The sequence below is a fragment of the Demequina lutea genome (assembly GCF_013409005.1).
Classification (GTDB): domain Bacteria; phylum Actinomycetota; class Actinomycetes; order Actinomycetales; family Demequinaceae; genus Demequina; species Demequina lutea.
In genome coordinates, this window is sequence record NZ_JACBZO010000001.1 from 2,454,453 (window position 1) to 2,468,579 (window position 14,127).

General features: G+C 65.5%; 14 protein-coding genes. 6 read left to right on the forward strand and 8 right to left on the reverse strand.

All coding sequences use genetic code 11. The features are described from left to right. Positions 1–39: 39 nt before the first annotated feature. From BKA03_RS11840 to typA, 3 genes are all read right to left on the reverse strand, one after another. On the reverse strand, positions 40–2,145 hold the full coding sequence (locus BKA03_RS11840; RefSeq protein ID WP_179398089.1) for a VanW family protein: 2,106 nt from the start codon (positions 2,143–2,145) through the stop codon (positions 40–42). Next, positions 2,132–2,485: a DUF6113 family protein gene (locus BKA03_RS11845; protein WP_152649461.1), complete on the reverse strand. Its 354-nt coding sequence runs from the start codon at positions 2,483–2,485 to the stop codon at positions 2,132–2,134. The genes BKA03_RS11840 and BKA03_RS11845 overlap by 14 nt, the downstream gene beginning before the upstream one ends. A gap of 72 nt (positions 2,486–2,557) precedes the next feature. Continuing rightward, positions 2,558–4,459, reverse strand: coding sequence for a translational GTPase TypA (gene typA / locus BKA03_RS11850; protein ID WP_083971112.1), 1,902 nt, complete (start codon positions 4,457–4,459; stop codon positions 2,558–2,560). A gap of 132 nt (positions 4,460–4,591) precedes the next feature. Here typA and BKA03_RS11855 point away from each other — a divergent pair, with 132 nt between their 5' ends. Beyond that, positions 4,592–4,939, forward strand: a complete 348-nt coding sequence (locus BKA03_RS11855; RefSeq protein WP_062074126.1) for a DUF952 domain-containing protein — start codon at positions 4,592–4,594, stop codon at positions 4,937–4,939. On the opposite strand, the gene BKA03_RS11860 is transcribed toward BKA03_RS11855, so the two are convergent. Then, a complete protein-coding gene (locus tag BKA03_RS11860) occupies positions 4,936–5,676 on the reverse strand; it encodes a class I SAM-dependent methyltransferase (RefSeq protein ID WP_062074127.1) in 741 nt (246 codons plus the stop codon). The genes BKA03_RS11855 and BKA03_RS11860 overlap by 4 nt on opposite strands. Positions 5,677–5,747: 71 nt before the next feature. Between BKA03_RS11860 and BKA03_RS11865 the strand changes: the two genes are divergently transcribed. Continuing rightward, entirely contained in the window at positions 5,748–6,320 is a 573-nt protein-coding gene (locus tag BKA03_RS11865) for a PH domain-containing protein (RefSeq protein WP_062074128.1), read from the forward strand. Here the strand turns inward: BKA03_RS11865 and BKA03_RS11870 are convergent. After that, positions 6,252–7,349 (reverse strand): EamA family transporter, encoded by a 1,098-nt coding sequence (locus BKA03_RS11870; RefSeq protein ID WP_083971114.1) that lies wholly within the window; start codon positions 7,347–7,349, stop codon positions 6,252–6,254. The genes BKA03_RS11865 and BKA03_RS11870 overlap by 69 nt on opposite strands. A 39-nt stretch (positions 7,350–7,388) precedes the next feature. Between BKA03_RS11870 and BKA03_RS11875 the strand changes: the two genes are divergently transcribed. Next, positions 7,389–7,919, forward strand: coding sequence for a CGNR zinc finger domain-containing protein (locus BKA03_RS11875; protein WP_062074129.1), 531 nt, complete (start codon positions 7,389–7,391; stop codon positions 7,917–7,919). 7 nt (positions 7,920–7,926) lie between these two features. Here the strand turns inward: BKA03_RS11875 and BKA03_RS11880 are convergent, their stop codons facing one another. Further along, positions 7,927–8,274, reverse strand: a complete 348-nt coding sequence (locus BKA03_RS11880) for a hypothetical protein (protein WP_062074130.1) — start codon at positions 8,272–8,274, stop codon at positions 7,927–7,929. A 211-nt stretch (positions 8,275–8,485) separates the two neighbouring features. Here BKA03_RS11880 and BKA03_RS11885 point away from each other — a divergent pair, with 211 nt between their 5' ends. The 3 genes from BKA03_RS11885 to BKA03_RS11895 all read left to right on the forward strand — a co-directional run bounded on the left by BKA03_RS11885 (position 8,486) and on the right by BKA03_RS11895 (position 13,288). After that, positions 8,486–8,929, forward strand: a complete 444-nt coding sequence (locus tag BKA03_RS11885) for an iron chaperone (RefSeq protein ID WP_062074131.1) — start codon at positions 8,486–8,488, stop codon at positions 8,927–8,929. A 252-nt stretch (positions 8,930–9,181) separates the two neighbouring features. Further along, on the forward strand, positions 9,182–12,196 hold the full coding sequence (locus BKA03_RS11890; protein ID WP_218856029.1) for an EAL domain-containing protein: 3,015 nt from the start codon (positions 9,182–9,184) through the stop codon (positions 12,194–12,196). A gap of 147 nt (positions 12,197–12,343) precedes the next feature. Next, a complete protein-coding gene (locus tag BKA03_RS11895; protein ID WP_062074133.1) occupies positions 12,344–13,288 on the forward strand; it encodes a pseudouridine synthase in 945 nt (314 codons plus the stop codon). Here BKA03_RS11895 and BKA03_RS11900 read toward each other — a convergent pair. Together BKA03_RS11900 and BKA03_RS11905 are read right to left on the reverse strand one after the other, a co-directional pair. Continuing rightward, positions 13,285–13,644: a zinc ribbon domain-containing protein YjdM gene (locus BKA03_RS11900; protein ID WP_062074134.1), complete on the reverse strand. Its 360-nt coding sequence runs from the start codon at positions 13,642–13,644 to the stop codon at positions 13,285–13,287. The genes BKA03_RS11895 and BKA03_RS11900 overlap by 4 nt on opposite strands. A 64-nt stretch (positions 13,645–13,708) precedes the next feature. Then, a complete protein-coding gene (locus tag BKA03_RS11905; protein ID WP_062074135.1) occupies positions 13,709–14,101 on the reverse strand; it encodes a DUF2510 domain-containing protein in 393 nt (130 codons plus the stop codon). Positions 14,102–14,127 lie beyond the last annotated feature (26 nt).

The window sequence follows — 14,127 nt, forward strand, 5'->3', positions numbered from 1 at the left end:
TCATCTTAACGCGGCTGGACGCCAGTTTTCCCTCATCCGTTATTGGCACTGGATGGCGTTGTCGGGCTGGTAGGTCCACTTGTCGGCCTCGTTCTTCACCTGCTTGTCGCCAAGGAATACTCGCCGGTAGTTGGTGATCGTAAATCCAGCCTGGCCCGCTCCGGAAGGCACGCAGTCGGGGCGGGTGAGCACCGTCACGCCTGGAGCCTTGATATTGAGGTGCGGGGTTGCTTCCGTCTCGACGCGGTAATAGGGCGTTGACCAAATGTCGACGTGGAGCCTATTGCCTTCGATGTAGGAGTTGATGATTGCCGCGTACGGAGTGTCGTTCTTGAAGACCATGTTGATCTGGCCCGAGTAGATCGTCGACTCGCGGCCCGCAGGGTAGCGAGTGAACCACACGCTGTGCTGGCGGTGGGCCAGGATGTCGTACCCGGCGAAGTAGGCGGCGTTGTAACTCGTCGTCGCCATCTGACTCAGGCCTCCGCCCATGCCGAGAGTGTGGATCCCATTGGTAATCACGCCTGCCTCGACGTAACCGTGCGCGGAGTCGATCGGGCTAATCACCTTGGTGAGGTCAAAAGTGGCGCCGGGGGCAACAATCGTTCCCGTGATGATGTTCGCGGCATTCTGAAGGTTCTTCGTCCTGATCGGCTCCCAGGGGAGAAAGGTGTCGAAGGCCGATATCTTGGTGGTGAAGTCGCCGATGTTGAGGTTTTCGGCGGGCGGCACCACCGCGGTGATCGTGTAGGGCAGCACCGCCGTGCGGCTGTCGCGGCCCGCCGCGCCCAACACGTGCGCACCGAGCGAACTGGAATTGAGTTCGCGGCCAGGCTGACCCTGGTCGACCACCAGGTTGTGGCTCCCGTCAAACGACACGCTTGATCCGCGCGCCTCGTTGTTGAGTTCAGGATGTGCCTTGACGAGTGACGTCGCGAGCCCTTGACCGTCAACCACGAGTTGTGGCGTGCCGGTTGAGGTGTCGACCGTCGCGAACTTCGCCCAGTCCTCAGGAGTGAGATCAACATTGCCGTTTGGGCCGGTGAGGGTGATGTCCTTGGCAAACTCGTTGTAGTTGACCTCGGCTTGGAAGGCTTCGGCAACGTCTTGCGGAACCGCCGGTTGCGTGACCGTCGCCACGGGCGCCACGGCGGTCGCCACCGGCCAGGCGGTGCTCAAGGCTGCGACCGTCGCTTCGGCGTTGACGACGATGCTGGGCTGCCCGCCGGTCACCTTCACCTGGGCGCCGTCGAGAGTGATCGACGCCGACTCTGCAGAGCGGTCAAGTCGACTCGCGACCAGGCCAACCGCAGCGCTCAAAGCCTTCGTGTCGACATGCACCACGGGTGCTACCGCTCCACCGCCGCGGAAATGGCCGATGAGCCGCCGCGGGTCCAGAGTGAAGCCCGTCAATCGATCAAGAGTGGCGTTGGCGTCGACCGTGAGCCCCGATGCCGAGGGCACCATGGTCGCGGAGTAGCGCGCGATCTTGACCTCGATCGGCGTGGAATTGGCGGCAGTGGCGAGGCGCACGAGCGCGACCTTGGCGTCAGCGCGCGGCAATCCGCCGAGGTCCTCGCCCAGCACGGTGACACCGCTCGTGACGGTGCGTGTGGCCCAGGCCTCGGCGCCAACATAACTCGCGAGAAGCACGGCAAGCACAATGCCGAATCCGGCAAGCACACGGTGGCGGCCCCGCGCGCGCCGCTGAGTTGGCTCTGGCTCTGGCTCTGGCTCTGGCTCTGGCTCTGGCTCTGGCTCTGGCTCTGGCTCTGGCTCTGGCTCTGGCTCTGGCTCTGGCTCTGGCTCTGGCTCTGGCTCTGGAGCAGCGTGCTCGGCTGCGGCCGTCAATGCAAGTTCGGGCGGAGGAGGCACCGATACCGTGATCGAGGGAACAAACACGGGGCCTGGATCGGCCAACGGCCGCACAATGTCGGCAAGGTCAATAGCGTCCAGCTGGCGGGCGTCGACGCGTCGACGCGCAATGGGCGGCATCGGCAGGGCCGCGCGCTCAAGCGCGATGCGGGGTCCACGCAACGGCGGCGCGGGGAACCGCCTTACCGTTGACTTGTAGCTCGCGCGCGACAACCGCCGTTGAACGAGGGCGGAGGCCAACGCGATATCGAGGCGCCTACGGCGCGACATCGCGACCAACAAAGACAAATCGAGGAACCGCCGCAACAATGGAAAGCACCACCGCGCCCCCGTAGACCCACAACTGATCCTTGAGGTCGCCTGAGATGAGTTGGGACTGCCCCGGACCCGTGGAGTAGAAGAACACCGTGACCCCCACCCACAGGGAGGCGAACGCGACGTAGCCGTTCCAGGACTGCCACACCTTGGCGAATACCCCGGCGCAGGCGATCAACGCCAGTACGAGACCGACACCGAGATAACCGGTCGACCGATGAGACCCGGCACCGATGGCGGCCACGAGCGCCCCCAGCAGACCGAGCGCCAGTACGGAGACGGCCCTCTTCAGCATGGTGTCAAGGATAGGCGACCACAGGAGCCACCCAGAGACCATGACGCGCCGTGAGGCGCGCACAAGTCGACGCTAGGCGTTTTGCCTCTTCGCACGCGAAGCCGCACGACCACGCTCCGTCTGATCGAGGACGACCTTACGGATGCGCACGTTCTCGGGAGTGACCTCAACACACTCGTCTTCGCGCGCAAACTCGAGGCACTCCTCGAGCGTGAGCCGCCTGGCGGGCGCAAGGCGCTCGAGCGTCTCGGATGTCGACGAGCGAATGTTGTCGAGCTTCTTTTCCTTGGTGATGTTGACGTCCATGTCCTCGTTGCGGGCGTTCTCGCCAACGACCATGCCCTCGTACACATCCTCGGTGGGCTTCACGAAGAAGGTGCCGCGGTCCTGGAGCGCCATGAGCGCATTGCCGGTCACCGGTCCGGACCGGTCCGCGACGAGCGAGCCGTTCGTGCGGTACTCAATCGCGCCCGTCCACGGCTCGTAGCCATGAGAGATCGAGGACGCGATGCCCGTGCCGCGGGTGTCGGTGAGGAACGTCGACCGGAAGCCGATGAGTCCACGGGCGGGAACGAGGAATTCCATCCGCACCCAACCCGTGCCGTGGTTCGCCATGGACTCCATGCGACCCTTGCGGCTCGCCAGCAGCTGAGTGATCGCGCCGAGATGCTCCTCGGGGACGTCGATCGTCATGTGCTCCATGGGCTCGTGCAGCTTGCCGTCAACGAGCTTGGTGACCACCTGAGGCTTGCCGACGGTGAGCTCGAAGCCCTCGCGGCGCATCTGCTCGACAAGGATCGCAAGCGCGAGTTCTCCGCGACCTTGGACCTCCCACGCATCGGGACGGCCGGTGTCAAGCACCTTGAGCGACACGTTGCCGACGAGTTCCCTGTCGAGCCGATCCTTCACCTGACGTGCGGTGACCTTGGCGCCCTTGACGCGGCCGGCGAGCGGAGACGTGTTGATGCCGATGGTGACCGAGATCGCCGGGTCGTCGACCGTGATGAGCGGCAGCGGTCGGGGGTCGTCAATGTCGGTGAGGGTCTCGCCGATCGTGATGTCGGGGATACCTGCCACGGCGATGATGTCGCCAGGCCCCGCGCTCTCAGCGGGAACCCTCTCGAGGCCCTTGGTCTCGAGAAGTTCGGTGATCTTGACGGTCTTCATCGTGCCATCGTGGCGGGCCCACGCGACCATCTGGCCCTTCTTGATGGTGCCGTTGAACACCCGCAGCAGGGCGAGGCGGCCAAGGAACGGCGAGGCGTCCAGGTTGGTCACGTGCGCCTGCAGCGGTGCGCCCTCTTCGTACTCGGGGGCGGGGATGCGCTCCATGATGACCTGGAACAGGGGCTCGAGGTTCTTGCCCTCAGGCATCGTGCCGTCGGCGGGCCGCACGAGCGACGCGATTCCCGCCTTGGCCGAGGCGTAGATGACGGGCACTTCGAGCAGGGAATCGATGTCAAGGTCGGGGACCTCGTCGTGAAGGTCGGACGCGAGCGAGAGCAGCAGGTCGTGGGTCTCCTCGACAACCTCGGCGATGCGCGAGTCGGGCCTGTCGACCTTGTTGACGACGATGATGACGGGCAGGTGCGCGGCAAGTGCCTTGCGCAGCACGAAACGCGTCTGGGGCAGGGGGCCCTCGGAGGCATCGACGAGCAGGACGACGCCGTCGACCATCGACAGTCCGCGCTCGACCTCGCCGCCGAAGTCGGCGTGGCCAGGGGTGTCGATGACGTTGATGGTGACGCCGCCGGGGATGGACGCTGCCCCGGTGTAGCGAATGGCGGTGTTCTTCGCGAGGATCGTGATGCCCTTTTCGCGTTCGAGGTCACCCGAATCCATGGCACGATCGGTCACATGGGCGTGGTCGCCGTAGGCGCCGCCCTGGACCAGCATGGCGTCGACCAAAGTGGTCTTGCCGTGGTCGACGTGGGCGACGATTGCGACGTTGCGCAGGTCAGAGCGCAGGGGCATGCGAAGTACTCGTTTCATATTGGGGCGCGGGCCCGAAGCGGGACCGTCTCTTATTCTACGACGCAAAGCCGTCCTCGGGCGTCTGCCTAGTGTTACTGCCCTCTGCGGAAGGCGCCGCACTAGTGTGTCCGCATGACCATTTGGCACCTCGCGCTCGAGTCCGACTGGACGAAGGCCGTCGCCGCCGGCAGCTATCGAGTGTCAACGCGAGGTCTCACCGTCGAAGAGGTCGGCTTCATCCACGGCTCCACTCGCGAGCAGGTGGCGGGAGTCGCCGCCCTGTTCTACGCCGATGTCACCGAACCGCTGCGCCTCCTCGCGATAGACGCCGAGGCGGTGCGAGCATCGGGCACCGAGGTGGTGTTCGAGGACGGAGGCAACGGGGAGATGTTCCCCCACATCTACGGCCCCATCGACACCGCGTGGGTGCGCGAGGCGACCCCCGCCCGGATCGCGAACGGCCTGCTCGTCGTCGGTTAGCCCTCGACGTTGGGGCGACGCACCCGGAACCCGTGCGTTACATACGGCAGGTCAATGCGGTCGTACTTCGCGAGGGCGGGCAGCGTCGACATGAGGTCGACAATCCCGGCATCAGTCCTCGCGCGATTCGCGTCGTTACCTGTGATGTAATAGCTCCGGGATCGTGCCATCGCAACGAGCTCGTCTGCCGTCATCTCTCGTGCCCAGTTGAACGCACGGTGCTCCAGCGGCCCAAACGGCACGCCGACGGTGGGACCGGAACCAGCGAGCAGTTGCTCCGCCGCCGAGCCGTGCATCACCTCGGTGAGGCGCGCCACCCAAGGCACCGACTCGTCCCTGATATTCCAGATCAGGCCCAGCACTCCGCCGGGGCGGAGGATCCTCGCCATTTCGGCCGATGCCTCAGCCACGTCCACCCAGTGCCACGCCTGGCCGAAGACGACGGCGTCGACACTCGAGGCGGGTAGCCCCGTCGCCTCCGCAGCCCCGACTCGCGTCTCGACGCCAGGAACGGAGCGAGACAACGCTTCGAGCATTGCCGCGTCGGGGTCAAGGGCGATGACCTCATGGCCCCGCCGCAACACCTCGGCCGTCAGCTTGCCAGTGCCTGCACCCGCGTCAAGGACACGCAGCGGAGCCTGGCCCAGAATCCACGCCACCGCTTCCGGAGGGTAGCCCGGCCGGCCCTTCTCGTAGTCACCTGCCGCCGTTCCAAAGGACGTGCCGATTGCGCTCATGATCAGGAGATTACTGCGACGGTCATCTCGGTCATGATCGGGGCACCCAGGAGTTATGGAACGATTGCCTCATGCAGGTCTGTCGCACGCGCGGTTCGTTGGTCGCTGGCTGGCTGACCGCCGGCGTCGGGCTGCTCTTGGGAGCCGGTGGCGTGATGGCCGCCACCCAGGGCAGCGCACGCCAAGGCATCGGCCTCGGCGCCTGTGTGGCGTTGATCGGCGTCGCCGCCTATTTGCGACCCGCCGTGGTCGTCTCGGGCGATGCGGTGACTTTCAAGAATGTCTTCCACACCGCCGTCGTGCCGCTGTCGAGAATCGCTGAAATCAGCGCGCGCTGGTCGCTCGAAGTCCGCGGTGACGACGGAATGGCGATGGGGTCCTTCGCAGCGCCGACGACGCGTGCCGCACGCTCCGATGAAAGGTCCCGCAACCGTGTCCAAGAGACCCTGGCGGACCAAGAGGCACACTCACCGTCTCGGCCTGCCGCGATGATCTACGACGCCTGGCAGGAGTGGAAGACCGCTCACGGAGACGCGCCCCCGCACAAAGGCCAGTCCCCCTCGGTGACCAAGCGTCTAGACCCGATGGGGCTCGGGCTCGTTCTGGTGGGCGTCGCCATGGGAGCGGTCGGCCTCTTCGGCTGAGTCAAGAGTCGCGGCGGAGTCAAACGCTGCGACCGCGGCGACCGTGGTGACCACCGCGAGCACCACGTCCACGTCGATCGCGGGCTCGGCGGGTTCACCCATCTTGACGACCACCACGCCCGCAAGGACCAGGGCCGCTCCCGCGAGCTGAACTGGGCCAGGCGTCTGACCGAGCAGGATCGCCGCGAAGGTGGCGGCGGCGAGAACCTCGGTGAGCGCCACAAAGGACGCCAGTCGCGCTCCGAGAGTCCTGACGGCCGCGATTCCCGTCACGTACGCGAGGGCTGCTGTGATGGCCCCCAGGGCAAGACCCACGGCCCACCACGGGAGGCTGAAACCGGTGAATCTGACCTGTCCCGTGCTGAAGGCAATGGGTAGCAGCCCTGCGAGCGCGGCGCCGCCCAACACGATGAGCGCCACGACGAGTCCGCTCGCCGCGAGGGTAATGCCTGGCAGTCCGTTCGAGTTGTCGGCCGACACGACGAAGTACACGGCGGCCCCCACCATGGCTCCGAGCGCCCAGCCGACGCCCACCATGCTGACGGATCCGCCGCCGAGGACGTCGAGCAGCAACACGAGTCCCGCGAGGCCGAGGGCGGCACCCGAAATGGTGAGGCGACTCGGCTTGCTTCCCTGCCGGAACCACACCCACATCACCACGGCGACGGGCGCGGTGTACTCGATGAGGAGCGCGACGCCGACGTCGAGGTATCCGACCGCGAGGAAGTAGCACAACTGTGCGCCCGCGACGGCGAACACTCCATACGCGAGCACCGTTGGCAGTGCGCGCCGCAAGAGGTGCCAGCGGCCGTCGAGCGCCATGACGCCAGGAACCACGAGGATCAGGGCGGCGATCGCGACGCGCATGAGCGTAGCCGCCCCCGCGGTCCAGCCGATGTCCATGAGTCCCCTGGCGAGGCTACCGGAAAGCCCGAAGGAGGTGGCGGAGATCACGGCCAGGGGGATACCCCTCGCCGTTGCGGTACTCCGCACGTCACTACCCCGCACGTCATGCGTCAACATGGTCATGACTCATGACTCTAAGGCTCGGTTTGCTAATGTGTCAACATGGCTTTTGCTCATGACACCCAGGCCGCGCTGGAGTCCGCCGTTTACCTGGCAAATTCGGCACTCGAGCCGGACACTCTCACGTCGCTTGGCGACCTCGGCGAGTTCTTCGACACGTTCGAATACACCGGCGAGCGCCCCGTCGAGGGCGACCTCGAACCCACGCGCGCCATCCGCCGCACTCTTCACGACCTGTTCGTTGCCACCCGCGATGGCGCCGTTCCCCAGGTGAACGAGATCCTGGCCAGCGCTCGCGCCGTCCCCCAGTTGGTGCGCCACGGCGACGTGGACTGGCACATCCACGCCACCACCGACGACCGCCCACTCGCCGAACGCATCCTGGTCGAGACGGCCATGGCCATGATCGACATGATTCGCGCAGACGAGATGATCCGCTTCGATCGCTGCGCCAACGATGACTGCGACGGCATCGTGCTCGACCTATCGCGAAACCGTTCACGCCTGTACTGCTCGACGGCCTGCACCAACCGTGCGGCGGCCGCGGCGTACCGCGCGCGTCAGGCCGAATGAACGCCCGCTAAAGACGCGCGCGGCGATGTGTCACGAGGTGCACGAACGCGCCCACCGCGATCGCGCACACGGCGCAAAACAGTCCGATGATCCCGAACGGCGCGAATCTGCTTGGCAGGGACGCGGCTCCCTCGTAGCCGAAGCACATGAACGAGAAGCCCGTCACGAAGCCGTAGGTGCCGAGCCTGAGAGCCTTCGAATTCTTGGTGCCGACCGCAAGGCCAAGCGCGATGGTCACGACCAGCCACACGAGCATGATCGCCCAGCCGAGAAAGCCAAGACCGTGGATTCCCAGGAATCCTGAGACCAGGCCGCCGACGACCGCGACGAGCCACAACGTCGGCTGACTGGTCACGAGGCCTCCCTAGACGTGGCACCAGAGCGCTCCATAGGCGCCTCGCGAGCCACATGACATGGTCGCACGTCGCCATGTCGATGTGCCAGTCCTCCATAGTGCCTCGCGGGCGTCCAAGGGACATGACCTCACGGTCGGCAGAAACGAATAGGCGGCGCGGATCGTCCACTCGCTACCCTGGGTGTAGCAACCCTAGGAAAGGCGTCCCCCCATGGGCGGATCGAGCAACGGAACGTTCTCCGCGGAGGAGAAGGCTGCGATGAAGGAGGCCGCGGCCGAGGCCAAGCGCGCGAAGTCGGCCAAGGGCAAGGAGGCGGAGGCGCAGGTATGCCTCGACAAGATCGCGGCCATGGCGCCTGCCGACCGCGCGCTTGCCGAGAAGGTGCATCAGATCGTCACCACAGCGGCACCCGAGCTCGACGTCAAGACCTGGTACGGCATGCCCGCGTACGCCAAGGACGGCAAGGCGGTCGTGTTCTTCCAGGATGCAGGCAAATTCAAGGCGCGCTACGCGACGCTCGGGTTCCAGGACAACGCGGCGCTCGACGACGGCACGTTCTGGCCGACGTCCTTCGCGCTGGTGTCGATCGACGATGCGGTTGCCGCGCGGATCGCGGAGCTGGTCAAGCGCGCGGTCGGCGAGGCGGCGAGCTGACGATGCTCACGTGATGCGTGCCTCGCGGAGTGCGCAGTCCGAACAGCTCCGCAAACGTGCGCACCGCAAACATGCGCACCGCGCGCTCAAGGCGTGAGCCCCTCCGACGGACATCGATCGGGCCCCGCGCGATTGAACCCTGAACCGGGATTTCTCTGAACCTGCCGCGAAACTCGCCGATACGGAAGACAAGTTCCACGCAAATTTGGGGGCGGACTTCGTGGACGGGAGGAGTTGGCTGTGGACGACCCGATGACGGTCCTGGTTCTGACTCCAACCCTGGGTGGCTTCTACTTCGGGGAGTTGCTCGCCAGCCTGACTCGCGAAATCTCCGGCGCCGGTGGGCGCCTGGTCATCGTCGAGACGCTTTACAAGGCGCCGAGCGACGACTCCCAAGCGCCTGGCGATTTCGCCGTACCAGTCGCATGGTCAGAGGTCGATGGTGTCGTTTCGATTCACTCGGCCGTCCAGGCGCCCTACCTCCTCAAACTTCGCGACGCCGGGCGACCGGTCGTTCTCCTGGGCGGCATCACGGCCAACATCGACGCGCCAACTGTGATGCCTGACAATCACGCCGGAACAATCACTGCGGTTGAACACCTCATCGGACACGGCCACACCCGCATCGGGTTCGTGGGCAATCTCTCCCATAGTGACATTCGCGACCGGTTCGACGCCTACCAGCTGGCTTTGGAGGCTCACAACCTGGATTGTGATCCGAGGGTCGTCTTCAACGCGCTCGACAACATGGAGGCCGGTGGGCAGCAGGCCGCCCGTGACCTGCTCGCGTGCGCTGTCCGCCCGACCGCGGTGATGGTCGCCACCGATCGCAACGCGCTCGGCCTGATCAGCACACTCACGGATGCCGAAATGACGCTTCCAGCCGACCTAGCGATCGTGGCATTCGACAACATCGAGGCCGCGGCTTTTACCATCCCCTCCCTCTCAAGCACCAGCGAGCGCTTCGCCGAGCTCGGGGCCCTCGCCGGTCGACTGATCATGGCCGCGATCCGGGGCGATGTGGTGCCAAACTCCGTGTATACGCTGAAATCGGTAGTCCTGAAGGTGCGCACCTCGTGCGGGTGCCCCGACGGTAAGCCTTTCAGCCAGCAGTTCACGGGCGACCGACCGCCCGCCACCTCACCCGATCTTGTGCATGATGAGCTCCTCGACGAGCTCTTCGCAGCGCTGGTCAGCGGCGACAACATCGTCGACGGACCAACCCATGATGCCCTGCTGGCGGCCATCGGCACCGTGGAGCGCCTGTTGACGTCAAGCGAATCGGTGACCGACGCCGATATCCGAAGCCTGACACTCTCCATACGCCGCCTGACCTCGCGCCCGGATGCGCTTCACAGGATCATCGATGCCGTGCTGGACTACACCGAGCGGATTGCGGTGCCCGGCGTCCACACCACCGCATTTGCCCGCATCAAGGTGGCATTGTCGAAGGTCAAGTCCGGTGAGTTCCTGCGGCAACTCGAAGCGACCGAGTCTGCATTCGCCGAGCAGTACGTCGTCGATGCAGGGATGCTCGACTCGGCAAGAACCCAGCCCACCAGCCTCGACTGGCTCGCGGGTACCCACATCAAGGCCGGAGCGCTAGCACTGTGGGCGGACCCACCATCGAACGGCCTGCTGGACATCGTCGGCACCTACGCCCCCGGACGCGAACTGCCGAACCTCGTCGGAGCCCAAACACCTGCCGAGAACTTTCCTCCCGCACCTCTACTCGATCTGCTCGTCGCGGCAGACGGGGATATCTGCGTAGTTGTCCCTGTTCGCACCGCGACGCGTGACTGGGGACTGCTCGCCATCGTCGGAGCCGTGGATTCTGCGGCCATGCGTGAGACCTACCGGCACTGGGCGGGGATGCTCGGCGTGGCACTGGAGTCTCAGCGGCTTCAAGCCGAGGTCCGCAAGAGCGCCCTGCACGACGCCCTCACCGGTCTTCCGAACCGCAGGCTATTCCTCGAGCGGCTTACGGCCGCGATCGCACGCTGGCAACGGTCGCAGACACCCTTCGCGGTGCTATTCCTCGATCTGGACGGCTTCAAGTTGATCAACGACTCCCTTGGGCACCCGATGGGCGACCGCGTGCTGGCTGCTGTCGGCGACCGCATCGGCCGTGAGCTGCGCACGGTGGACACCGGTGCCCGATTCGGCGGCGACGAGTTCGCGATCCTCCTTGAGGACACCGACCCTGCGGGTGCGCTCTCGGCCGCCCGCAGAGTTCAGGCGGCCCTCACCCAGCCCCTGGAGTTTGATGGGATCGACGTTTCCGTCAAAGCGAGCATGGGCATCACGACCAGTTCCTTGGGGTACACGACCGGTGAGGACACCTTGCGAGACGCCGACACCGCGATGTACCGCGCCAAGGCCGAAGACCCAGGTGCGATCGCGTTCTTCGACGAGGAGACGCGGGCGCATGCTGTCCAGCAACAGGTCCTTCATGCCGAGATCGATCGCGCACTCGACGAACACCAGTTCGAGGTCTTTTACCAGCCGATCGTGAACCTGAGTTCGGGACGCACTGACAGGTTCGAGGCCCTCGTCCGCTGGCGCCACCCCGATCGCGGCCTGTTGTTGCCAGAGGAGTTCCTGCCGGTCATGGAAACGAACGGACTCATCATCGAACTGGGCTACTGGATCCTGGACCAGGTGTGCCAACAGCTCGCTCAATGGGGTCCACGAGTCGTCAACGTCGCCGTTAACCTCTCCGACCGCGAGTTCTGGCACAAGGACCTGCTACCCCACGTCCTCGACATCGTGAAGCGCCACCACCTCTCCCCCGACCGGCTGGCACTGGAGATCACCGAAGGCGTGTTGATGCGTCGCCCCGAGGCCGCCCTGCACACGATGCAAGAACTGCACGACGCCGGGCTGCGCCTCCACATCGACGACTTCGGGACCGGATACTCCTCACTGGAGACCCTGCACCGGTTCCCGGTCGACGCCTTCAAGATCGACCGCTCCTTCTTGCAGAGCCTCGCCAGCGGGGACCACACCTCCCGACTCATGATCGCCCTCGTCGGCCTGGGCAAGTCCTTGGGCCTAGCCGTGGTCGCCGAAGGCGTCGAGACCGGCGAACAGCTCACCTTCCTGCAAAGCATCGGCTGCGCCACCGGCCAGGGCTACCTGTTCATGCCAGCAGTCAACAGCGACGACGCCGCCGACCTGCTCGACCTGGACCTTTCGGACCAACTTCGGCAACCGGGTCCCTCGTCAAGACCTCGTGAAGCCCCCTCTCCTTCTAGGGGCGGATGATTGTCGTCCCGTGCCGCGGGAAACCCCTCCCGCCGAGTGCGTAGCGCCTGCGCTTCCAAGCACTTCCGCCCCACGACGCAACGGCTGGCCTCGTCCCATCCGTACGATGCTCATCGTGACCTCATCCCAGCGCGAACAGGTGGCGTGATGCCTCCGCGTTCCCCGCTCCCCCAGCGACACGGGCTCGACGCCGCTTGGGTGCGCACCCCCGACACCCACGAGGGCGGCGAGCCCCCCTGGGCGACCATGCGCGAGTTCCTGATGGACCGCCTCCCGGCGCGCGCGACGGTGGCGGACAGGCTCGAGGCGGGCGACTTCGTCGACCAGCGCGGGCTGTCCCTGACGGGGAACGAGCCCTACCGGCCGCATGCCTTCGTGTGGTTCCATCGCGCGCTCGCGCCCGAGGCTCCGGCGCCCTTCCCCATTGACCTGCTGGAGGTCACGGAGCGCTTCGTGGTGGTCGACAAGCCGCACTTCTTGGCCACGACCCCACGCGGAGCACACGTGACCGAGACGGCGCTCGTCAAGGTGCGCATCGCGCTGGACCTGCCCGAACTTGCGCCCGCGCACCGCCTTGACCGCCTCACCGCAGGGGTCCTGGTATTCACCACTCGCCGCGAGTACCGCGGTGCCTACGCAGGCGTTTTCCAGTCGGGCGACGCGCACAAGACCTACGAGGCGTTGGCGCCCTTCGACCCGGCGCTTGAGTTCCCGCGCACCATCATCGGCCGCATCGAGAAGCGCCGCGACAGCCTGCAGGCCGAGCTCGTGGAGGGGGAACCCAATACGGAGACGCTCGTGGAACTCGTCGAGGTCCGGGGCGCCTACGCGCGGTACCGACTGACGCCCGCCACGGGCAAGACGCACCAACTGAGGGTGCACATGGCCTCGCTGGGACTACCGATCCTGGGCGACTCGCTCTATCCGACCGTCATGGACGTCGCGCCCGACGACTTCAGTTCGCCCTTGCAACTGATCGCGCGCCGCTTGTGGTTCACCGACCCGATTGACCAGACGCCGCGCGACTACGCGAGCACGTTCGAGCTTGAGTGGCCCGACACACCCCATGAGCAATCGGCCGACGCCGGCTAGACCTTCTTGACGACGCTCGACTTCAGCTGCATCTGGCCAAAGCCATCGACCTTGCAGTCGATGTTGTGACCGTCGAAACCGTCGACAAGGCGGATGCCACGCACCTTCATCCCCACCTTGATCGACTGGGGGAAGCCCTTGACCTTGAGGTCCTTGACGATGCTGACGGTATCGCCGTCGGCGAGCGGCGTGCCGAAGGCGTCCTTCACGACGCCGGCGTCGGCCTCTGCGTCGGCCTCGGCCTCCGCCTCGCTCGGGGACCACTCGTGCGCGCACATCGGGCACGCCAAGAGCGCGCCCATCTCGTAGGCGAGATCGCTAGAGCAGTTGGGGCAGAGCGGCATTGCGTCGGGCATAATTCACTTTCGGTGAGTGCTGACTAGATGTTGACGTGAAACTCGAGTGAACCGAACTTCCCGACTACGTGAGTCTTTCGAAGACCATCGTGGCCTGAATGCGGTCGCCACCACCGAGGCCCTTACTCCCAGACGCCGCAGTGGTGATGGTGTGCAGTCGATACCCCATGGCGGCCTGAGCATTGACTGCCGCCTCCAGTTCAGTGAGGTTCCCAGATCCGGTACCCCACATTTTTTCTTTGAGAATGACCTGGAGCACCACATAACTCGCGCCGTTCGGAGCGGGTCGAGCCTGTGCCCCGGAAACAGCGTCCGCTTCAATTCTGCTGACGATGCCGCCAATCCCGCCCTCACTAGGCTGCGGCGACTGAAATTGGTCGGTCCACTTCTGGCCATCCCACCAACGCTGCTTGCCGGACCCGTCGTCATACCAACCTGCTTGGATGTTAGCCACCATGCCCTCATCTCTGTCGCGACGCTGCC

Coding starts and splice junctions, on each gene's coding strand:
- BKA03_RS11840 (WP_179398089.1), bottom strand. CDS start 2,145: ATGTCGCGCCGTAGGCGCCTCGATATCGCGTTGGCCTCCGCCCTCGTT.
- BKA03_RS11845 (WP_152649461.1), bottom strand. CDS start 2,485: ATGCTGAAGAGGGCCGTCTCCGTACTGGCGCTCGGTCTGCTGGGGGCG.
- typA (WP_083971112.1), bottom strand. CDS start 4,459: ATGCCCCTGCGCTCTGACCTGCGCAACGTCGCAATCGTCGCCCACGTC.
- BKA03_RS11855 (WP_062074126.1), top strand. CDS start 4,592: ATGACCATTTGGCACCTCGCGCTCGAGTCCGACTGGACGAAGGCCGTC.
- BKA03_RS11860 (WP_062074127.1), bottom strand. CDS start 5,676: ATGAGCGCAATCGGCACGTCCTTTGGAACGGCGGCAGGTGACTACGAG.
- BKA03_RS11865 (WP_062074128.1), top strand. CDS start 5,748: ATGCAGGTCTGTCGCACGCGCGGTTCGTTGGTCGCTGGCTGGCTGACC.
- BKA03_RS11870 (WP_083971114.1), bottom strand. CDS start 7,349: ATGACCATGTTGACGCATGACGTGCGGGGTAGTGACGTGCGGAGTACC.
- BKA03_RS11875 (WP_062074129.1), top strand. CDS start 7,389: ATGGCTTTTGCTCATGACACCCAGGCCGCGCTGGAGTCCGCCGTTTAC.
- BKA03_RS11885 (WP_062074131.1), top strand. CDS start 8,486: ATGGGCGGATCGAGCAACGGAACGTTCTCCGCGGAGGAGAAGGCTGCG.
- BKA03_RS11890 (WP_218856029.1), top strand. CDS start 9,182: ATGACGGTCCTGGTTCTGACTCCAACCCTGGGTGGCTTCTACTTCGGG.
- BKA03_RS11895 (WP_062074133.1), top strand. CDS start 12,344: ATGCCTCCGCGTTCCCCGCTCCCCCAGCGACACGGGCTCGACGCCGCT.
- BKA03_RS11900 (WP_062074134.1), bottom strand. CDS start 13,644: ATGCCCGACGCAATGCCGCTCTGCCCCAACTGCTCTAGCGATCTCGCC.
- BKA03_RS11905 (WP_062074135.1), bottom strand. CDS start 14,101: ATGGTGGCTAACATCCAAGCAGGTTGGTATGACGACGGGTCCGGCAAG.